The following is a 22,036-nucleotide window of genomic DNA, read 5'->3' as shown; positions in this document are numbered from 1 at the left end:
CACTTATGCTTTAAAAACAGGATAAGGAGAAGAAGTGATGGAACAGTTAAGAGAATGCTTTCAAGTCGTTTTAGAGAAGGATGGCTTATCTGCTGAATTGGATTGTCTTGATAGAGAGATGTACAGGCAATTAAAGGTGGATGAAGAAATTTTAACCACCTTTATGAAAGAGAAGCAAATTCACTATGGACTTAACCAAACTTATTTTCAAAAACTTATAGCTAAAGAGGATCTTTCTTTTCCTATTACGATTGCAAAAGGTAAGCCAGCAATAAATGGAATAGACGGTGAAATTGTCTATCATTCTAACTTTACTACGGAAATAGATCGCGATTCCAACGCGAATTTCCGCGATATTATGCGGATTCCTGCCGCTAAGGCTGGACAGAAGCTTGCTACATTAAGACCACCTACAAATGAGGAAGACGGAATTAACATTTCCAACAAGAAAATAAGAGCCAAGCCAGGTAAGACGGCTCTATTAAATCCAGGTAAAAACGTAATATTTCATCAGGAAGACCAATCTTTCTATGCAGAAGCGGAAGGGCAACTGAGCATAATGGGTAATACGTTACATGTATATCCAGTCTATGAAGTGCATGAGACACTTTCTATGAAATACGGCAACCTTGACTTTGTTGGCACCATTATTATTCATGGAGATGTTCCCTCTGGGTTTTCGGTTAAGGCTACAGCAGACATCAAAATTTATGGTCTAGTGGAAGCAGCCACCATCATTGCAGGTGGGACAGTTTATATTGCAGAAGGACTTGCAGGTCAAAAGGAAGGTTCCGTAGTAGCAGGAGAAACAGTCAGAGTTGGGTATATTAATCAGGGTAGCGTGGTGGCGGAAAAGGATATTTTTGTAGAAAACTCCATCCTCCACAGTACTTGTGCAGCAGGTGAAAAGGTCTATTGCCAAAAAGGTAATATTATTGGTGGCAGTGTATCTGCGGGTAAATCTGTGGAAGCGATGGATGTTGGCAACAGACTACATATAAAGACAGAGGTTTCCCTTGGTATCAACAAGCTAGCTTTGGAAAAGGAGCAAGTATTAGTTACAAAAAAGAAGGAATTAGAAGATGAGATAGCGAAACTCTCTATACTGGGTAAAAGGATGGAAAACATCTCTCTTACAACGAGCGAGACAAAATTACGCATTACAAAACTTAGACAGCGCAATCTGTATGAAAAAGCTTGTAATGAACTTGCCATTGTTACGAAAAAACTTAAAATGGTTAATGTCACACTAGGAAACGAACAAACGGCCTCCATTACTATTAGGCAAAATCTTTATCGTAACGTCAGGGTAGCTTTTGGGAAATATAAAAAAGCAATCAAGTCAGATTCGCATTATGTAAGATTAGAGATGAACAAGAACGAAATCGCAACACATCCATTATTCAGCTAATTCAGGGATTGTTCCCAAAAAGGGAAGTGTGGTTATGAGTTGGCGTTCTATAGAAATGCAGGTAGCCTTGCCAAGAACACAGGATGCAGGTAAAATGCAAGAACAACAAATGAAACAGAACCAGCATTTTCAAGAGTCCTTAGCTGGAGTGCAGTTAAAACAACAACTGGAAAAGCGAAAACAGGTGAATAGGTCGGAAAACACGGAGAAAATAAAAAAGGAAGAAAAACATACTAACAGCTCTGAACAGAATGAGAAAAAGCAGGAACAGCAGGTACAGCAATCTATAAACAAAAATGATCACCCTTTTTTAGGAAAGAGGATAGATTTCAACGGATAGTAGGGAGAATTATAATTATATGGAATCTTTTTTACTGATTATTAGTTTTTTATTACACATCGTGACACTCACCATTATATTCCAGCTATTTAGGCAAAGATCCCAGCCAAAGTCTGATACACAAACAGAAGAGTTAGTCACATTATTGGAAACATACCTTCAAGAAGTAAAAGAGGAAAATGATCGATTACAGGAAGCAATAAGTAGCGAAGAGGATAAGGTAACTTCTGTACCTAAGGGAGTTGCTTATGAATCCGTTCGTTCTCAAGCAAACTATGATTACAGTGAACAAGAGAATTCATCGTATACTCCACCAGCGCCAATTGAGGAAGATCAAGTGGAAGCATCCTTGCAAAGTAGGATACTCCAATTGCACCATAGGGGAAAAAGCAATACCGAAATTGCAAAGCAATTGGACTGCGGCAAGACAGAAGTTGAGCTTATTGTAAAATTGTATGCAAAAAATGGTGAATAATACTTGCTTAGAGGCGAACGGTATGATATATTAACTTTTGGTGTAAATACTATGTTCATATATTAATGAACGAGGTACGAAAACACGCACGTTCCGTGATTTGTATAGTGGGTGCTGTATAACAGTCTCTATATAAAAATGACCTGAACGGAGGAATAAAACCTTAGGAGGAAGATATTATGTCAGCAATTTCTATGAAGCAACTACTTGAAGCTGGTGTACATTTCGGACATCAGACTCGCCGTTGGAATCCAAAGATGAAAAAATACATCTTTACAGAGCGTAACGGCATCTACATCATTGACCTGCAAAAAACTGTTAAAAAGGTTGATGAAGCGTACAATTACGTGAAGGAAATCGCGTCAAATGGCGGGACAGTACTTTTCGTTGGTACAAAAAAACAAGCACAGGACTCTGTCCGTGACGAAGCAACTCGTTCTGGTATGTTTTATGTAAACCAGCGCTGGTTGGGTGGAACGCTTACTAACTTCCAAACAATCCGTAAACGTATCAACCGTCTTAAAGACATTGAGCGCATGGAAGAAGATGGTACTTTTGAAGTACTACCTAAAAAAGAAGTAGTAAACCTTTTAAAAGAAAAAGAACGTCTAGTAAAATTCCTTGGTGGAATTAAAGAAATGACTAAATTGCCAGATGCATTGTTCGTTATCGACCCACGTAAAGAGCGCATCGCTATCGCAGAAGCTCACAAGTTAAACATTCCGATTATCGGAATCGTTGATACTAACTGTGATCCAGACGAAATCGATTATGTAATTCCTGCAAACGATGATGCTATTCGTGCAGTAAAACTTTTGACATCTAAAATGGCAGATGCTATTTTGGAAGTGAAACAAGGCGAAGAAACAGAAGAAGTGCAGGTTGAAGAAGAAGCAGTGACTGCTGCTGAATCAAATCAAGAGTAAATTCAAGTAAAAGGTGAGGGTGATAAGAGGATAAGAGCCTTTTATCACCCTTTTTTAAAGCAAAAAACCTAGAAAATGACTTAAACCAAGGAGGAATTATAATGGCAATTACTGCAAAAATGGTTAAAGAACTACGCGAAAAAACAGGTGCAGGAATGATGGATTGTAAAAAAGCACTTCAAGAGACTGAAGGCGATATTGATAAAGCGGTTGACTATCTTCGTGAGAAAGGTATTTCTAAAGCTGCTAAAAAAGCAGATCGTATTGCTGCAGAAGGATCTACTTACATCGAAGTTGTAGACAATAGTGCTGTACTACTTGAAGTAAACTGTGAAACAGATTTCGTTACAAAAAATGATCAATTCAAAAACTTGTTAGCAGAGCTTGGTAAACATATTGTTAACCAGAAGCCAGAAACTGTTGAAGAAGCACTTCAACAAGAACTTCATGGAAATGGCGATACAGTAGAAACATATATCAACTCTACTGTTGCTACAATTGGAGAAAAAATCTCTCTACGTCGTTTTACAGTTCTAACCAAAACAGATAATGATGCATTTGGTTCATACCTACACATGGGGGGACGTATTGGTGTACTTGCTTTACTTGAAGGTACAACAGACGAAGATCTTGCAAAAGATGTTGCTATGCACGTAGCTGCAGTTAACCCTCGCTATGTATCTCGTGATGCAGTATCTGAAGAAGAAGTAAATCATGAGCGCGAAGTATTAAAAACACAAGCGTTAAACGAAGGAAAACCTGCTAATATCGTTGAAAAAATGGTAGAAGGTCGTCTTGGTAAATTCTTTGAAGAAATTTGTCTTCTAGAACAAAGCTTTGTTAAAGATCCAGACCAAAAAGTGAAAAAAATTGTAGCTGATAAAGGCGCTACTGTTCAAACTTTCATCCGTTATGAAGTTGGAGAAGGAATGGAAAAACGCGAAGAAAACTTTGCTGATGAAGTAATGAGCCAAATTAAAAAATAATAAACCACATAGGGAGCACTCGTTGTTCCCTATTTCTCCAAATTACTTTACTCTTCTTTTGCTTCTGTTGTTTATATGTGCAACAAAAAAGCAAACAAAGACCTATTAGTGGTAGAAACCCTATAAAATCTTATTTATTCATGGAGGTTATTATGACAACAGCTCGTTACCGAAGAATTGTACTAAAGTTAAGCGGAGAAGCTTTAAGTGGAGAACAGGGTTATGGCCTTGAACCAAAGATAATAAAATCCGTCGCCGAGCAAGTTAAAGAAATTTCAGCACTAGATGTAGAAATAGCGATCGTTGTTGGCGGTGGAAACATCTGGCGAGGAAAAGTCGGCAGTGAAATGGGAATGGATCGAGCAACAGCAGATTACATGGGAATGCTTGCTACCATCATGAACTCATTAGCATTACAAGACGGCTTGGAAAACATTGGTATTCCAACAAGAGTACAGACTTCCATTGAAATGCGTCAAGTTGCAGAGCCGTACATAAGAAGAAAAGCTATTCGCCATTTAGAGAAAAAGCGAGTTGTAATCTTTGCGGCCGGTACTGGTAACCCGTATTTCTCTACAGACACAACAGCCGCGTTACGAGCTGCAGAAATCGAAGCAGAAGTAATTCTAATGGCCAAAAATAATGTTGACGGTGTCTACACGGATGATCCAAAAATAAATAAAAATGCTAAGAAGTATGAGCAACTATCCTATATGGAAATGTTAAATGAAGGTTTAGGTGTAATGGATTCAACAGCTTCAACTCTTTGTATGGATAATGATATTCCACTAATTGTCTTCTCAATCACAGAAGAAGGCAACATAAAACGCGTTGTCCAAGGTGAAAACATTGGTACAACAATAAGGGGGAAATAAAAATGTCAGAGTCAATTATGAAAGATATGAAGGATAAAATGTCACAGGCAGTACAGGCTTTTTCAAAAAGTTTGGCAACTGTCCGTGCAGGTAGAGCTAATCCAGGTATTTTGGATAACGTTTATGTCGATTACTATGGTGCTTCCACTCCATTAAATCAACTCGCTTCAGTTAATGCACCAGAAGCTAGGTTACTTGTTATTACACCATATGATAAATCAGCGATTCAAGAAGTAGAAAGAGCAATCCAAAAAGCAGATTTAGGATTATCCCCATCTAATGATGGAAATGTTATTCGTATTAATATTCCTGCTTTGACGGAAGAACGACGTAAAGACTTAATAAAAGTTGTTGGAAAATATGCGGAAGAGTCTCGCGTTCAAATTCGCAATATCCGCAGAGATGCTAATGATCAGCTGAAAAAGTCAGATGATCTGACAGAAGATGATGTGCGAGCTGCGCAGGACGATGTACAAAAAGAAACAGACCAGCACATTGCTCGTATTGATCAACTTGCAAAGGATAAAGAGAAAGAAATTACGGAAGTTTAACTCATACCCTTTTCTGTTCAATAAGTTGTAATAGCCCTCTTCTTATAAGGGGGCTTTTCTTTTCTTCCAACGGTTATGCTGGATCACATCTAGAAGTATCCCCCCCGTATCATATCTATCAAAATCATGATATAGTGAAGGGGAGGGAGGTTTACTGATAGGTAAATGAATACCAGTAAACGAATAGAAAAGAAATATAAATAAAACTAAAAAGATGTATGAGATGAATTAGAATGAAGGAATCAATAAAAAAATTACATAACGTATTCCTTTATTCCGATATAATTCTCTTGGCTTTTAATGATATAATGATAATTCATACCACCTATACTGAATAGAATGTATTGATTCACGCATACACATATATTAGGTGCGTGAGGGTATGGATAATCAATTGCATTCGGAGGACATAAGATGTCAATGAAACTTCCTTTTTTTAAAACGAAACAAATAGATGATCATAAAGAACATAAGGATATAGAAAATATTCCAAACCATGTTGCCATCATTATGGACGGGAATGGCAGGTGGGCCAAAAAACGGTCACTCCCACGGATAGCGGGACATAAGGAAGGCGTAAATGCAGTAATGAAAGTTGTACGTGCTGCGAGTAACTATAACGTTAAAGTTCTCACATTATATGCGTTTTCAACAGAAAACTGGAAAAGACCGAAATCAGAAATAGATTTTTTAATGAAACTACCAAAGGAATTCTTACATATTTACCTTCCAGAATTAATGGAGAAAAATGTACGAATTGAAACAATTGGAGATTTCGATGCACTCCCAGCCCATACAAAGAAAGCAGTACAGTATGCAAAGGATAAAACAAAGAATAATGATGGATTATTATTAAATTTTGCATTAAACTATGGTAGTAGGTATGAAATCATGCAGGCTATTAAGCAAATTATGACAGATATCGATTGCTCGAAAATCACGCTTGACTCGTTGGATGAAAAAGCCTTCTCCAGTTATTTGTATACAGAAGGATTAAGCGACCCGGATTTATTAATCCGTACAAGTGGAGAGCAAAGGTTGAGTAACTTTTTGCTTTGGCAATTGGCCTATACAGAATTTTGGTTTACTGACGTGCTTTGGCCTGACTTTAGCGAGGATGTTTTCGTTGAAGCACTGCATGAATATCAGCAGCGTAAGCGCCGCTACGGAGGAATTTAGGTGATTATAGCGTTATGAAACAAAGAATACTGACAGCAATTGTCGCACTTATTATCTTTGTCCCATTTGTAATCTTTGGTGGATTACCATTCGAATTACTTGTATATATTATGGCTACAATAGGCTTAATAGAGCTTATGCGAATGAGGGAAATTGGGAAGTATTCTGTATCTTCAGCGTTGGGAATTCTATTACTTTGGATGCTTATGCTTCCTTCCGCTGGATTTGATTTTCTTTCAATACCCGAAGCGTTTTTCCATAAATCTGATGTGATTATGTTAGTTGTATTGCTTTTATTATCCTACACAGTGCTTGTAAAGAATAGATTTTCTTTCGACCATGCAGGATTTATTTTACTTTCGACGATTTATGTAGGAATGGGGTTTTCGTTCCTAATTGAAACAAGAAATTATATAGATGATGGGCTTGCTACGATTGTCTATGTATTCCTTGTTATTTGGGCAACAGATACAGGAGCCTATTTTTTCGGACGAGCATTTGGAAAGAAAAAACTTTGGCCAAAGATCAGTCCCAATAAGACAGTCGAAGGGGCTATTGGTGGTGTAATACTCGCATGTATTGTGGCTATCATATTCCATGTGTTTAGTCCAATTCAACATCATTCTATGTTAGTAGTTGTACTGGTGACAGTACTAGCCTCTATTTTTGGCCAAATTGGAGACCTTGTAGAATCTGCATTTAAGCGGCATTATGGAGTAAAAGACTCTGGTGACATTCTACCTGGTCATGGTGGTATTTTGGATCGTTTTGACAGTATGTTATTTGTTTTACCTGTTTTGCATTTTATAGGCTTTGTATAATTTTAGAAATATTTATGACTCGGCCATCGTATACTAAAAAAGTCATCCAATGCTAAATAATGGCAATCTCCTGAACATCATCTTTAGATGTCGGGTTAAAGGAAGGTGTTTTTATTGAACACAGTTATCGCATTTATCTTCATGTTTGGATTACTCGTATTTATACATGAATGGGGCCACCTCATTTTTGCAAAACGTGCTGGCATGTTGGCACGTGAATTTGCTATTGGTTTTGGTCCAAAGATCTTTGCCTTCACCCGCAATGAGACAGTATATACAATACGTCTATTGCCGGTTGGTGGTTATGTACGTGTAGCAGGAGAAGATCCGGAGATAATTGATTTAAAACCAGGCTACCATGTTGGTCTTGAATTTAACGAGCAAGGAAAAGTAAACCGGATTATCGTGGATAATAAGTCTAAGCATCCCAATGCGAGGATTGTCGAGATAGAATATGCAGACTTGGATCACCGTTTGGTTATTGAAGGGTACGAGCCAGATGAGCATGAAGAGAAACTACACTTCGAAGTAGACCGTAAAGCATTCTTTGTTATGGATGAGAAAGAGACACAAATTGCACCATACGACCGTCAATTTGCTTCTAAGAGTATTGGAAAACGGGCAATGCAATTGTTTGCTGGCCCTATGATGAACTTTATTTTAGCAATGGTAATTTTCTTCATTCTTGGTCTAATCCAAGGGGCACCTGTTGATGAAGCTAAAATGGGTAAAATTCTCGAAGATAGCCCAGCTGAAACAGCAGGACTACAAGAGAATGATGAAGTGGTCCAAATAGGAGATACGTCGGTATCCTCTTGGGACGAGTTTACGACAATTGTTAGAGAAAATCCGGGACAGGAACTGGATATTGTTATAGAACGTAATGGTGAACAGCTACCGCTAACTGTAACGCCAAATGCAGTAGAAGTTGAGGGAGTAGATGGTCAAGAAACGATTGGCCAATTAGGTGTAAACCTGGCATATGAAAAATCAGTACTCGGTACACTAAAATATGGTTTCACCCAAACCTATGACACAACAAAATTAATCTTAACGAATCTAGCTATGCTCGTCACCGGGCAGGTATCCATTGACATGCTATCTGGGCCAGTAGGAATTTATGACGCAACAGACCAGGTAGTTCAAACTGGGTTTATGAATTTCCTTCTATGGACAGCAATCTTAAGTATTAATCTTGGTATTGTTAACCTCGTTCCACTTCCAGCACTTGATGGTGGTAGACTATTATTTGTAGGAATTGAAGCGATCCGTGGCAAACCAATTGCTCCCGAAAAAGAGGGTATCTTTCACTTCGTCGGTTTCGCATTACTCATGCTACTAATGATCGTCGTAACATGGAACGATATCCAACGACTATTTTTATAAATGTAAATTTACTATTATAATCGTAGGTGACTCCCTGCAGTGTTTCGTGCAATGAAGCTCACCAACTGCTCACGGAAAGTATGCTATTCTACTTTCGAAGGTTATATGATTACTAAGTGGAGTTTACGTTGAACGTAGTAAAATACATTCTAATTTTTTTATGAAGCAAATACTAATGTAACAAAAGGAGAGAACCTTTGTCTTTAAATTGACAAAGGTTCTCGCTGATTTTACCACGTTTTTTTGGTAAAATATGTTCAGGAGTAAAAATGAAGCACAGCTGTAACAGGGGGATATACGATGGACTTAACAAAAAGAGAAAAATTGCGTTTACTCTTAAAACAGCTGCAAATAGCTGGAGAAGATGTAGAAGCCTTTTTTAATGAAAGTTATCTAGAAAAACTTGAAATATATAAAAAAACGAAAAAATGGCATTTTCATATTTTTGTTGAACGTGTTCTGCCGTTGCAGGTTTATCAACTCTTGGTTGGTAAATTAAACGATACTTTTGAACATGTTGCTACAACAGAATTAACCATTCTAACGGGAGACAACAACTGTGATGAAGAGACGATTACAGGATACTGGAAACAGTTTGTTGGCAGCAAAATAGACATATCTCCTGCTTATAAGGATCTAATCCATGAGCAAATACCACAAGTTAACAATAATAAGATTATGTTAACTGTGAGAAATGAAGCAGAAGGTTCTGCGCTAAAAAAACGCCTTGACCAAGATTTTAAAGAGTTTTGCTTAAAGGCTGGTATACGTTATTTTCCCATTGAAACGGAAGTCAAAGCCGAAGAAGCTGCATTGAAGAAATTTAAAGAGCAGAAAGCCTTAGAGGATCAGAAGCTTGTTCTTAAGACTGTCCAGGAAAAAGAAAAAAGAGATACCCAGAAAATACAGCAGGACAACCGTCCACTAACTTTAGGTTATAAGATACAGGATGAACCTCTTCAAATGCAGGAAATCCAGGATGAAGAACGACGTGTAACCATCCAGGGCTATATTTTTGATGTTGATATACGCAAGCTTCGCTCTGGTAGAAGTCTACTCATTATTAAAGCAACAGATTACACTGATTCCTTACAAATTAAAATGTTCTCAAAAGGTGATGAGGATGCTGATAAATTTGATACAGTAAAAAAAGGAATGTGGGTCAAGGCGCGTGGTAGCATTCAAACGGATATGTACACCAACGAGCTTGCTATGATGGCAAATGACATTCAAGAGATAAAAGTAGCGACTCGTATGGATGAGGCACCCGAAGATAGTAGAAGGGTAGAACTGCACGCACATAGCACGATGAGTCAAATGGATGCTGTTGTTTCACCAGGTAACTTAATTGCCCAAGCTGCAAAGTGGGGACATAAAGCAGTGGCCATTACCGATCATGCTGGTGTTCAAGGCTTCCCTGATGCACATGCTGCTGGTCAGAAACATGGTATAAAAGTTTTGTATGGTGTTGAAGCAAATCTCGTAGATGACGGGGTTCCAATCGCCTATAATGAACAAGATATTGACCTTGCAAGTGCTAATTATATTGTATTTGACGTGGAGACGACAGGTTTGTCTGCAGTATATGACTCCATCATCGAACTCGCTGCAGTAAAGGTGCACAATGGGGAAATTATCGACAGATTTGAATCCTTTGCAAATCCTCACCATCCCTTGTCTCAAACAACCACAGACTTGACTGGGATTACGGATGACATGGTAAAGGATGCCCCAGAAATATCCACTGTTCTTCAAGATTTCCATAAGTGGATGGGAAATGATATATTGGTTGCTCATAATGCAAGCTTTGATATGGGCTTTTTAAATCAAGGCTTTCAAAAAATAGATTATCCAAAAGCTCAGAATGCTGTAATGGACACTTTAGAACTTGCAAGATTTTTATTTCCAGAACTAAAAAACCATCGTCTGAATACCTTGTGTAAGCATTTAGATATTGAATTGACCCAACACCATAGAGCAATTTACGATGCTGAAGCCACAGGCTATTTGTTATGGAAGTTAGTGCAAAGACTTTTGGAAAAAGAAATTGCAAATCATCTTCATCTGAATAACCATATGGGAGAAGGAAATGCTTACCAGCGCTCGCGACCTTTTCACTGCACCATAATGGCAAAAAACGAAGTAGGTTTAAAGAATATCTACAAACTCGTCTCCCATGCTCATATTGACTATTTTTACCGGGTTCCTCGTATACCGAGATCTCTTTTGAAAAAATATCGAGAGGGATTACTCCTAGGATCTGCATGTGATAAAGGGGAAGTTTTTGAAACGATGATGCAGAAATCTGCTGAAGAAGCGGAGAGTGTGGCAGAATTTTATGATTACATTGAAGTACAGCCACCTGCAAACTATGCACACTTAATAGAAAAAGATCTTGTTCAAAATGAAGCCCAGATTCTAGATATAATTAAGAAACTTGTTGAGATGGGAGATCGTTTGGGTAAAACAGTAGTGGCTACAGGGAATGTCCATTATTTGGATGATCATGATAAAGTCTATCGACAAATTTTGATAGCTGCTCAAGCAGGAAATCCGCTAAACCGACAAACACTCCCTGAAACACCTTTCCGAACTACAACTGAAATGATGAAGGCATTTCACTTTCTTGGGGAGGAAAAGGCAAACGAAATAGTCGTTGACAACACAAATAAAATAGCAGATGAGATAGAAGAAATCTCGCCAGTTAAAGATGGTCTCTTCACTCCTACAATCGAGGGTGCTGACCAAGAGATGCGGGACCTTTGCTATAATAGGGCAAAGAAAATATATGGCGAGCCAGTACCCCAAATTGTTACGGATCGACTTGAGAAAGAGTTGGAAAGTATTATTGGGCATGGTTTTGCGGTTATTTACCTCATTTCCCACAAGCTTGTGAAAAAGTCTCTCGATGACGGCTATCTTGTTGGTTCTCGTGGTTCAGTAGGCTCCTCTTTTGTTGCGACAATGACGGAAATTACGGAAGTAAATCCACTCCCACCTCATTATGTATGTTTAGAATGCCATCATAATGAGTTCATTACAGATGGGTCTGTGGGGAGCGGGTTTGATCTTGCAGACAAAAATTGTCCGCATTGTAATATACCTCTTACGAAAGATGGACAGGATATACCGTTTGAAACGTTCTTAGGTTTCAAAGGGGATAAGGTTCCTGATATTGACTTGAATTTCTCAGGTGCATATCAGCCTCAAGCGCACAACTATACAAAAGAATTATTCGGTGTTGATAATGTTTACCGAGCAGGTACTATTGGCACCATAGCCGAAAAAACTGCCTATGGGTATGTAAAAGGATATGCTTCGGATAAACAACTTGTTTATAAGAATGCTGAGGTAGATAGGCTAGTACAGGGAACAACTGGTGTTAAACGGACGACTGGTCAGCATCCTGGTGGCATTATTGTTGTGCCAGATGATAAAGAAATCTTTGACTTTACACCGATACAATTCCCTGCAGATGATCGTAAAAGTGAGTGGAGAACAACACATTTTGATTTCCATTCTATTCATGATAATTTGCTTAAGCTTGATATTTTAGGGCATGATGATCCGACGGTAATACGGATGCTCCAGGATTTAAGTGGAATTGACCCGAAAACAATTCCGACAGATGATCCTGATGTCATGAAAATATTCTCAGGTACGGAATCGTTAGGTGTTACTCCGGAACAAATCTATTGTAAAACAGGTACGTTAGGAGTTCCTGAATTTGGGACAAAATTTGTTAGACAGATGCTTGAGGATACAAAACCGAGCACATTTGCTGAACTTGTTATTATTTCTGGTCTTTCACACGGCACAGACGTTTGGTTGGGGAATGCGCAAGAACTGATTAATGATGGAATATGTGAGCTCCCAGATGTAATTGGTTGTCGTGACGATATCATGGTTTATTTAATGCATAAAGGCTTGGAAGCTTCTTTGGCATTTAAAATTATGGAATTTGTCCGAAAAGGAAAAGGGCTTCAAGATGAATGGATTACAGAAATGAAAAAGCATGGTGTGCCAGATTGGTATATTGACTCATGTAAAAAAATTAAATACATGTTCCCTAAGGCTCACGCAGCAGCCTACGTGTTAATGGCTGTCCGAATTGCTTACTTTAAAGTACATCACCCAATCTTCTTTTATGCAGCTTACTTTACTGTAAGAGCTGACGACTTTGAATTAGATACAATGATCAAAGGACCTGCTGCGATCAAACAGCGTATTGATTCTATTACTGCAAAAGGAAATGATGCACCGCCAAAAGAAAAAAGTCTCCTAACCGTGTTGGAGATATCATTGGAAATGTGTGAACGCGGTTTTCATTTGAATAAAGTTGACCTGTATAAGTCCAGTGCAACAGAGTTTATTGTCGATGGCGATTCCTTATTACCGCCATTTAACGCGGTAGATGGTTTAGGTACAAACGCTGCTCTTAATATAGTAAAAGCTAGGGAAGAAGGGGAATTCCTTTCAAAAGAAGATTTACGTGAAAGAAGTAAAATTTCTAAAACAGTACTAGAATACTTGGATAACCATGGTTGTCTTGAGGGTATGGCAGAAAAAAATCAATTATCATTGTTTTAATAACTAAAAAATGGGGAAATTACAGATAGGTAATCTGTGTGTTTTCCACAAAAAGGAAGTAGGCCTGCCTATTTCTTTTTTGTGGTTGTTAGATATTGTGGTATAATCGGTACAGAATATTCAATGAATTTACACATTACTTATACTATACAAGACTTGAAGGAGATGCAGTTGTATGAGTTATATTTTCAATGATAAAAATGAGGTAGAAAGTTTTATTATAGAAAAAAGAAAAGAACTTGAAGCCCTACTACTTAGTGAAGCATCAATTGATATAGAAAAATTAGAGGAGATAAAGATTGTTGGGGGCATTCATTTAGTGGATAATGCCTATAATCTGATTCTCATGATTGTGAATAATAAGGAGCAAGATGTGATAAATTTCGCCAAAAAAGAGGGGGTTGCCTGGGCAAAAACCTCTCTTACACTCTCGTTTAAACTTGAATGGGTTAAAGCTATACGAAAAGCTTTTTGGAGCTTCTTGTATGAATATGAGCAAGCCCATAATATGAGGAGAATTACGGAGAATTCATATGAAATGGTCATTAAAATTAATAAGTTGATTGACGAGTTCTTTCAAGGCTTCTTTATCTCTTATTCTGATTACAAGGATGAATTACTCGAAAAGGAACGGAAACTCGTCGAAAACTTATCCGTACCAATTATCCCAATCTCTAATAACATAAGCATATTACCTTTAATTGGCACCATTGATACTTATCGAGCAGGAATTATTGAAGAAAAAGTTCTAGTAGAAATTGGCAAGAACCATGTAGGGAAATTGCTTTTAGACCTTTCAGGAATTGCAGAAATGGACAAAGAAGCGATTCATCATTTTCTAAAACTACTTGATGGTGTATCCATGATGGGATGCCAAACAATTATTACTGGCTTGCGACCTGATATAGTTAGAGAAATTGTAGCGTTTGATGTTTCTTTTGGAAATAAAGTAAGAACAACAGGGAATTTACAACAGGCCCTTGAGCTATTTTCCGATAAAGATAATGACGAAAGAATTTTCGTTTAAGAGGAAGCAAATTCGGTTATATTGCTAACGTACCCACTATCTTGCAATAGGTTTCCCTTTATGATATACTATTTTTTGGTAAGTATTGATACGAACGGTTAAAAGAGTGGGTAAACGCCCACTCTTTCTTCATACTTCTTTTCAACTTCGCGTAAACTTCCCCTTGCCACAGAATTCGGCAGGGGTTTTCTATTGATTTACAGTATGATCAAATGAAAAGTAGTATGATGGTTCATACTATCAGAAAGACAGCTATTAGCTGACAGGCAGCAAAACAACTGAATAAAGGAGGATGAATGTTGAGTTCTCAAGTAATCAAAACAACAGAGGAATTATTGCGGCCGATTTTGGAACCTAAAAACCTGGAACTTGTTGATGTTGAATACGTTAAAGAAGGAAAGAATTGGTTTCTACGTGTGTATATTGATAAACCAGGCGGTGTAGATATCACGGAATGTGGTGAGGTTTCCGAAGAATTAAGTGAGAAATTGGATAATACGGATCCAATAAAGGAAGCGTATTTTCTAGAAGTATCTTCCCCTGGGGTGGAGCGGCCATTAAAGACACAAGAAGACTTTAAAAATAATGTTAACAACAATATCTTTGTGAAACTTTACGAGCCGATTGAAGGCGAGAAGGAATATGAAGGTATTCTAAAAAGGTTTGATAACGATCTCTTAACAATAGAGTACAAGGTGAAAACAAGAAAAAAACAAGTAGAACTACCATACGATAAAATAGCAAAAGCACGTCTTGCTGTAATGTTTTAGAAGGGGGAAAAGAACGTGAGCAATCAGTTGTTTGACGCGATTGATTATTTGGCAAAAGATAAAGGGATCGATAAGGATATTCTTCTAGAGGCATTGGAGGCAGCCTTGATCTCAGCATATAAAAAGAATTTCAAATCTGCGACGAATGTCCGTGTGGAACTAAATGAAGCAACAGGTAAAATGGGTGTATTCTCGAGGAAAATAGTTGTCGAGGAAGTAGAAGACAATCAAGAAGAGATTTCACTTGAAGAAGCAAAAAAGATTGACCCTAATTACGTACTCGAAGACGTAGTGGAAGTTGAGGTAACACCAAAAGACTTTGGTCGAATCGCAGCACAAGCAGCAAAACAAGTCGTAACACAACGTGTTAGAGAAGCTGAACGCGGAGTTATTTTTTCCGAATATGCTGACCGTGAAGAAGATGTTATGACAGGGATCATTCAACGTAAAGATCCACGCTTTGTGTATGTAAATCTTGGTAAAATAGAGGCGAAATTAGCTGAAGCAGAGCAAATGCCAACAGAAGAATACTATGTTCATGACCGTTTGAAAGTATTTGTAACCAAAGTAGAAAATACGAGCAAGGGACCGCAAATATATATTTCAAGATCTCACCCAGGCCTTCTAAAGCGTTTGTTTGAAATGGAAGTGCCAGAAATATATGAAGGCATCGTAGAAATTAAGTCCGTAGCCCGCGAAGCAGGTGATCGCTCTAAAATCTCTGTTCATGCACCAGACCCAGAAATTGACCCAGTAGGATCGTGTGTTGGGCAAAAGGGACAGCGTGTTCAAGCGATTGTTAATGAGCTCAAAGGCGAAAAAATTGACGTGGTAGAGTGGTCAGAAGATCCGGTAGTATACGTATCCAATGCGCTAAGCCCTTCAAAAGTAGTAGATGTGCTTGTTAATGAGGAAGAAAAAGCTACCACAGTAATTGTACCGGACTACCAGTTATCCTTAGCTATTGGAAAACGTGGTCAAAATGCTCGTCTAGCTGCTAAGCTTACTGGCTGGAAGATTGATATTAAGAGTGAATCGGAAGCGAAAGAAGAGGGCTTATTAATAGAGCAGGAAGAGGTTCTACCAGACACTGAGGAAGACTTGTTCGAGTAGGAGGCTGTCCAATGGTGCAAAAAAGAAAAGTACCTGAGCGAAAATGTGTTGTAACCAATGAAATGAAACCGAAGAAACAGCTTATCCGCGTTGTTCGAAATAAGGATGGCGAGGTATTTGTGGATGAAACAGGAAAGAAGAATGGGCGCGGAGCTTATTTAACTAGAGATCTTGAAATCATCCGTCAAGCTGAAAAAACCAGTGTTTTAAATCGCCAGTTGAATACAGAAGTAGACTCCTCAATTTACGAGGACTTAATAAAACTGGTTGAAGGTAAAAAACATGACTAATAATAACAATAATTCTTACTTAAATATGATTGGGCTTGCCTACCGTGCTAGAAAGATTTCACTGGGAGAAGAGGCAATTGTGAAGGATATTCGGCAAAATAGAGCAAAGCTTATTCTGTTGGCTAGCGATATAGGACCGCAAACGAAGAAAAAGCTCACAGATAAGTGCAAATCATATAATGTACCATATGAAATAGTGGATGATAGAGAGACACTATCACAAGCTATTGGAAAATCCCAAAGAGTAGCTGTTGCTATTTTAGATGCAGGATTTGCTACTAAAATCCAGTCGTTACTCGGGTAATTAAATTCGGGGGTGAACGTATGAGTAAAATGCGTGTATATGAATATGCAAAAAAAATAAATAAACCTAGTAAAGATGTAATCAATTATTTAGAAGAAATTAAGGTAGAAGTGTCTAACCACATGTCTACTATTTCAGCTGATACCGTTAGTAAGCTGGATGAAAAGTTTAACTCCAAACCTAAGACTTCTGATAAACCAAATCAGACATCTGCCAATGCTGGAGCTCAAAACACGAATTCGAATACATCAGGAGCAAAAATGAATCATAATCAAGGGAATAAAGGGAAAAATAAACCGAATTCCAATCAACAGCGAAACACAGGAAATTCAAATTCGTATAACAAAAAGCAAAAAGGGAATAAAAGAGGGAATCAGCAAGCCCCTAAACAACCTGTGGTCAAAGAAACACCAAAACATATTACTTATAGTGAAACACTTACTGTGAGTGACCTTGCTGCTAAACTAAACAAAGATGCTTCAGAGATTATTAAGAAATTAATGTTCCTAGGTGTTATGGCAACAAAAAACCAGGATTTAGATGACGATGCAATTGAATTAATTTGTGCCGAGTTTGATGTGCAAGTTGAAAAAGAAATCATCTTAGAAGATACTGACTTTGATAAATACCTGGAAGAAGATTCTGAAGCAGATCTTGTAGAACGTCCTGCTGTTGTTACGATCATGGGACACGTAGACCACGGGAAAACTACTTTACTTGACGCGATCCGTCATACAAAAGTTACAGCTGGTGAAGCAGGTGGAATTACACAGCACATCGGCGCGTACCAAGTAGAAAATGATGGGAAGAAAATCACATTCCTTGATACACCTGGTCACGCTGCCTTTACAAGTATGCGTTCAAGAGGGGCTCAAGTTACGGATATTGCTATTTTAGTGGTGGCTGCCGACGACGGCGTAATGCCACAAACTGTGGAAGCAATCAATCACGCAAAAGCTGCTGAAGTACCAATCATCATTGCAGTTAACAAAATGGACAAAGAAGGCGCTAATCCGGATCGTGTTATGCAAGAATTAACCGAATATGAACTAATCCCGGAAGATTGGGGTGGCAGCACGATCTTTGTAAACCTTTCTGCAATAAAAAATGAAGGTATCGACGACTTGTTAGAAATGATTGTTCTTGTTTCCGAAATAGAAGAATTAAAAGCTAATCCTAAAGCAAATGCATTTGGTACTGTTATTGATGCACAGCTTGATAAAGGTCGTGGCTCTGTTGCTACATTACTCGTACAAAATGGTATGCTACATGTAGGGGATTCCCTCGTAGTTGGAAATACTCATGGACGTGTTCGTGCAATGGTAAATGATCTTGGACAACGAGTAAATGAAGCAGGGCCATCAACTCCTGTGGAAATTACAGGTTTAAATGAAGTACCACAAGCTGGAGATCAGTTCCTTGTATTTACCGATGAGAAAAAAGCACGACAAATTGGTGAGGCTCGTCAACAAAAACAAATCCAGGAAAACAGAAGTGAACAAACCAAAGTTAGTCTGGATGACTTGTTTGAACAAATCAAGCAAGGGGAAATGAAAGAAATTAATATTATTATTAAGGCAGATGTACAAGGTTCTGCTGGTGCATTAGCTTCTTCCTTACAAAAAATTGAGGTTGAAGGCGTAAATATTAAGATCATTCATACCGGTGTTGGTGCAATCACAGAATCTGACATTATTTTAGCTTCAGCCTCAAATGCTATTGTTATTGGGTTTAACGTAAGACCTGATGCGAATGCTAAAAAGGCTGCAGAATCCGAAAAAGTGGATGTACGTCTACATCGTGTGATTTATAAAGCTATTGAAGAGGTAGAAGCTGCTATGAAGGGAATGCTCGATCCAGAATATGAAGAAAAAGTAACGGGTCAAGCAGAAGTTCGTGAAACCTTTAAAGTATCAAAAATTGGTACGATTGCTGGTAGCTACGTAACAGAAGGCAAAATTACAAGAGATGCCGGTATTAGGTTAATTCGCGATGGTGTTGTTCATTTCGAAGGAGAAATTGACGCATTAAAACGTTTTAAAGACGATGTGAAAGAAGTAGCACAAAACTACGAATGTGGTATTACAATAAAGAACTTCAATGATATTAAAGAAGGCGATATTATTGAAGCATATGTAATGGAAGAAATAGAACGCAAATGATCGTTTATGCTGAAGTAGAGTGTATGTTGTACGACGGGCATTCGCTTAAGCAAAAAAGGTCTGTGCTAAAAAGGTTGCTCGCAAAGCTCCAGAACACCTTTAATGTAGCTGTAACAGAGCTTGATTACCACGATCTATGGCAACGAACAAAGCTTGGCATTGTAACCATTTCTAATGATTACGTTCATTCGGAAAAGGTCATGCAAGAAGTGATGAAAGTTATTGATGCGTTCGTTGAACTTGAAAGAACACAAACAACGGTTGAACGGATGTAAGGTCCATTGTAAGATGTTTCGTTGATCGGGATTGTAAAATATGTATGATAAGACGAGTGAATGTAGTTTTCTAATTGAAGCACGAAGCTTTTCTTAAAGAGGTGAATAAGTTGGCAGAATTAAGAGCAAACCGCATTGCTGAACAAATGAAAAAAGAGCTTGGAGAAATCTTAACCCGAAAAATAAAAGATCCTAGAGTTGGATTTGTTACGGTTACAGACGTTGAAGTCACAGGAGATTTACAACAAGCAAAAGTGTTTATCTCTGTATTAGGTGATGAACATCAAAAACAAGACACACTATTGGGACTTGCTAAAGCGAAAGGATTTATTCGTTCCGAAATAGGACAGCGAATTCGCCTTCGCAAAACACCTGAGCTCTTGTTTGAATTTGATGAAGCACTTGAATATGGAAATAGAATTGAAACAATACTACGTGATTTAAACAAATAAGCTTGGTGGATAATCTGACTCCTTTTTTGCGAGTCAGATTTTTTCCATGTGCGTAGAAAACTTAAAATCAAGCTTTAAAATTTAATGCAATCAAGATTTAATGCCTAAAATAGAGCAATGAAACCTTTCTGTATGTTGAATGTATATATTGGAGGTGAGAAAATGAATGGAATTTTACCATTGTGGAAACCAACGGGAATGACTTCTCATGATTGTGTATTTAAGCTTCGGAAATTATTACAAACCAAAAAAGTAGGCCACACTGGTACGTTAGACCCTGAGGTAGAAGGTGTTTTACCAATATGTGTTGGGCAGGCAACGAAAATCGTCCCCTTTCTAACTGATACAAGAAAGACGTATGTTGCAGAGCTCAAACTTGGTGTCTCTACAGAAACTGAAGATGCGCATGGCAGTGTAATAGAAGAGAAACCTGTTACTGTATTTCCAACTGAAGAACAGATTGATGAAGTGCTAAAAGCGTTTACTGGTATCATCACCCAAGTTCCACCAATGTACTCTGCAGTAAAAGTTAAAGGAAAAAAACTGTATGAATATGCAAGGGAAAATCAAGTGGTGGAAAGACCAACACGCCAGGTTGAAATTTTCTCCATTTCAAAGATCTCTTCATGTGAGGAGAGGGAAAGTATTTCCTTTGAAGTTGTATGCTCAAAAGGAACCTATATTCGTACGCTTAGTGTGGATATTGGAAAGAAATTAGGTTATCCAGCTCATATGGCCCATCTTACAAGGACACAGGTTGCTTCTTTCCCTAAGGAAGAAACCGTGACATTTGAACAAATTGAAGAAAAGCTAAAGTTCTCGCATCCAGAATCCCTATTATTTCCTGCCCAGAGAGGGTTAGAGCATCTGGACTGTTTTCATGTTGATGAACAAACAGCGGTCAAAGTACGAAACGGGCAAAAACTCTCAAAACCTGATAAAATAATGAAAGAGCCATTTGTAATGATGTTTAACCAAGAATTATTGGCAATATATCAAACCCATCCGGATAAACCAATGGAAATAAAACCCGTTCGTGTTTTTAACGGATAAAGTGCAGGTGAGGAATATGAGAACATTTGAATTAACATATCCACATTCTATGGTGTTTAACGAACTACCTGAAACGGTTACGGCCATCGGCTTTTTTGATGGAATACATAAAGGGCATCAGAAAGTCATTCAAACAGCTGTAAGAGAAGCAAAGGAAAGAGGGATGGAAAGCGCAGTAATTACCTTTCATCCACATCCCTCTGTTGTTTTAAAAAAAGATGTACAGCACGTGAAATATCTTACTCCAATTCGAGAAAAACAGGAAATTCTGCAAAAACTTGAGGTAGATCGACTTTACATTATTCAGTTTAATCAAGAGCTTGCATCCTTGTCTCCTCAAGAATTCGTGGATCATTTCCTAAAAGGACTTCATATCAAGCATATGGTAGCAGGCTTTGACTTTTCTTATGGACACAAAGGAAAAGGAAACATGCAAACCATACAAGAGCATGCGGCCGGAACGTTTACCGTAACGCAAATTGATAAAGTGGTAATAGATGGAGAAAAGATTAGCTCAACTAAAATTCGCAATCTATTAAAGTCTGGGAATATGGACGAGGCCGCAAAACTACTTGGAAGACCGTTATCTGTAACAGGACTTGTAGTTAAAGGGGAGCAACGTGGCAGAACCATTGGCTATCCAACAGCAAATATTGCAGTGAGCGATGAAACGCTATTACCCAAGGTCGGTGTCTATGCAGTAAAAGTTCTCTATAAAAATGAAGTTTATGAGGGAATGGCTAGTTTAGGTTTCAAACCAACCTTTACGGACCAATTGGAAGAACCTATTCTGGAAGTAAACATTTTTGATTATAACAATGATTTATATGAAGAAGAGTTGAGAGTACAATGGTATACCTTTATTCGGGAAGAAAAAAAATTTTCCGGGGTAGAAGAATTAGTGAGCGAAATTGCGGAGGATGAAAAGAAGGTCAGAAATTACTTCAATTCATAAGCGACCTTACTTCTAACTATCTTTTACTTGCATTTTTTTAAAAAAACATGTAGTATTAACAACGTAAAACCATCGCTTGGCAATTCGTAACTCCG

At 38.0% G+C, this 22,036-nt stretch carries 21 protein-coding genes; all 21 read left to right on the top strand.

Annotated elements, in window-relative coordinates; all coding sequences use genetic code 11:
* Positions 1-37 precede the first annotated feature (37 nt).
* The 21 genes from AC6CHS_RS03650 to AC6CHS_RS03550 all read left to right on the top strand — a co-directional run bounded on the left by AC6CHS_RS03650 (position 38) and on the right by AC6CHS_RS03550 (position 21,941).
* Complete coding sequence (locus AC6CHS_RS03650; RefSeq protein WP_498234161.1) at positions 38-1,411, top strand: flagellar assembly protein A; 1,374 nt, start codon at positions 38-40, stop codon at positions 1,409-1,411.
* Between the two features lie 34 nt (positions 1,412-1,445).
* Complete coding sequence (locus tag AC6CHS_RS03645; RefSeq protein ID WP_498234159.1) at positions 1,446-1,751, top strand: hypothetical protein; 306 nt, start codon at positions 1,446-1,448, stop codon at positions 1,749-1,751.
* Positions 1,752-1,770: 19 nt separating this feature from the next.
* Positions 1,771-2,226, top strand: a complete 456-nt coding sequence (locus tag AC6CHS_RS03640) for a DUF6115 domain-containing protein (protein ID WP_498234157.1) — start codon at positions 1,771-1,773, stop codon at positions 2,224-2,226.
* A gap of 179 nt (positions 2,227-2,405) precedes the next feature.
* A complete protein-coding gene (gene rpsB, locus AC6CHS_RS03635; RefSeq protein WP_498234155.1) occupies positions 2,406-3,152 on the top strand; it encodes a 30S ribosomal protein S2 in 747 nt (248 codons plus the stop codon).
* A gap of 101 nt (positions 3,153-3,253) precedes the next feature.
* On the top strand, positions 3,254-4,138 hold the full coding sequence (gene tsf, locus AC6CHS_RS03630) for a translation elongation factor Ts (protein WP_036573040.1): 885 nt from the start codon (positions 3,254-3,256) through the stop codon (positions 4,136-4,138).
* A gap of 152 nt (positions 4,139-4,290) precedes the next feature.
* On the top strand, positions 4,291-5,013 hold the full coding sequence (gene pyrH / locus AC6CHS_RS03625; protein WP_106896677.1) for a UMP kinase: 723 nt from the start codon (positions 4,291-4,293) through the stop codon (positions 5,011-5,013).
* A 2-nt stretch (positions 5,014-5,015) separates the two neighbouring features.
* Positions 5,016-5,564, top strand: coding sequence for a ribosome recycling factor (gene frr / locus AC6CHS_RS03620; protein ID WP_036573038.1), 549 nt, complete (start codon positions 5,016-5,018; stop codon positions 5,562-5,564).
* 414 nt (positions 5,565-5,978) lie between these two features.
* Positions 5,979-6,743: an undecaprenyl pyrophosphate synthase gene (gene uppS, locus AC6CHS_RS03615; RefSeq protein ID WP_498234152.1), complete on the top strand. Its 765-nt coding sequence runs from the start codon at positions 5,979-5,981 to the stop codon at positions 6,741-6,743.
* Positions 6,744-6,757: 14 nt separating this feature from the next.
* The gene (locus AC6CHS_RS03610; protein ID WP_498234151.1) at positions 6,758-7,564 is read left to right on the top strand and encodes a phosphatidate cytidylyltransferase; all 807 of its coding nucleotides are present in this window, start codon (positions 6,758-6,760) and stop codon (positions 7,562-7,564) included.
* A 114-nt stretch (positions 7,565-7,678) separates the two neighbouring features.
* Complete coding sequence (rseP, locus tag AC6CHS_RS03605; protein ID WP_498234149.1) at positions 7,679-8,950, top strand: RIP metalloprotease RseP; 1,272 nt, start codon at positions 7,679-7,681, stop codon at positions 8,948-8,950.
* A 300-nt stretch (positions 8,951-9,250) separates the two neighbouring features.
* Positions 9,251-13,540 carry a PolC-type DNA polymerase III gene (locus tag AC6CHS_RS03600; protein ID WP_498234147.1) on the top strand — a complete coding sequence of 1,430 codons (4,290 nt, stop codon included), beginning with the start codon at positions 9,251-9,253 and terminating at the stop codon, positions 13,538-13,540.
* A 175-nt stretch (positions 13,541-13,715) separates the two neighbouring features.
* Positions 13,716-14,567 (top strand): STAS domain-containing protein, encoded by an 852-nt coding sequence (locus tag AC6CHS_RS03595; protein ID WP_498234146.1) that lies wholly within the window; start codon positions 13,716-13,718, stop codon positions 14,565-14,567.
* A 299-nt stretch (positions 14,568-14,866) separates the two neighbouring features.
* The gene (gene rimP / locus AC6CHS_RS03590; RefSeq protein ID WP_498234144.1) at positions 14,867-15,337 is read left to right on the top strand and encodes a ribosome maturation factor RimP; all 471 of its coding nucleotides are present in this window, start codon (positions 14,867-14,869) and stop codon (positions 15,335-15,337) included.
* Positions 15,338-15,352: 15 nt separating this feature from the next.
* Complete coding sequence (gene nusA, locus AC6CHS_RS03585; RefSeq protein ID WP_498234142.1) at positions 15,353-16,450, top strand: transcription termination factor NusA; 1,098 nt, start codon at positions 15,353-15,355, stop codon at positions 16,448-16,450.
* An 11-nt stretch (positions 16,451-16,461) separates the two neighbouring features.
* On the top strand, positions 16,462-16,740 hold the full coding sequence (gene rnpM / locus AC6CHS_RS03580) for an RNase P modulator RnpM (protein WP_498234141.1): 279 nt from the start codon (positions 16,462-16,464) through the stop codon (positions 16,738-16,740).
* Positions 16,733-17,044, top strand: a complete 312-nt coding sequence (locus tag AC6CHS_RS03575; protein ID WP_036573023.1) for a YlxQ family RNA-binding protein — start codon at positions 16,733-16,735, stop codon at positions 17,042-17,044. Before rnpM ends, AC6CHS_RS03575 begins: the two co-directional genes overlap by 8 nt.
* A gap of 20 nt (positions 17,045-17,064) precedes the next feature.
* Positions 17,065-19,206: a translation initiation factor IF-2 gene (infB, locus tag AC6CHS_RS03570; RefSeq protein ID WP_498234140.1), complete on the top strand. Its 2,142-nt coding sequence runs from the start codon at positions 17,065-17,067 to the stop codon at positions 19,204-19,206.
* Complete coding sequence (locus tag AC6CHS_RS03565; RefSeq protein ID WP_036573019.1) at positions 19,203-19,481, top strand: DUF503 domain-containing protein; 279 nt, start codon at positions 19,203-19,205, stop codon at positions 19,479-19,481. The genes infB and AC6CHS_RS03565 overlap by 4 nt, the downstream gene beginning before the upstream one ends.
* A 110-nt stretch (positions 19,482-19,591) precedes the next feature.
* Positions 19,592-19,933, top strand: coding sequence for a 30S ribosome-binding factor RbfA (gene rbfA, locus AC6CHS_RS03560; protein WP_036573017.1), 342 nt, complete (start codon positions 19,592-19,594; stop codon positions 19,931-19,933).
* Positions 19,934-20,095: 162 nt separating this feature from the next.
* On the top strand, positions 20,096-20,986 hold the full coding sequence (gene truB, locus AC6CHS_RS03555; RefSeq protein WP_498234138.1) for a tRNA pseudouridine(55) synthase TruB: 891 nt from the start codon (positions 20,096-20,098) through the stop codon (positions 20,984-20,986).
* 16 nt (positions 20,987-21,002) lie between these two features.
* Positions 21,003-21,941, top strand: a complete 939-nt coding sequence (locus tag AC6CHS_RS03550; protein ID WP_498234137.1) for a bifunctional riboflavin kinase/FAD synthetase — start codon at positions 21,003-21,005, stop codon at positions 21,939-21,941.
* Positions 21,942-22,036: the final 95 nt, after the last annotated feature.

This window comes from Oceanobacillus sp. GQ8 (assembly GCF_059758495.1).
This window is presented reverse-complemented; position numbering and strand designations above follow the sequence as displayed.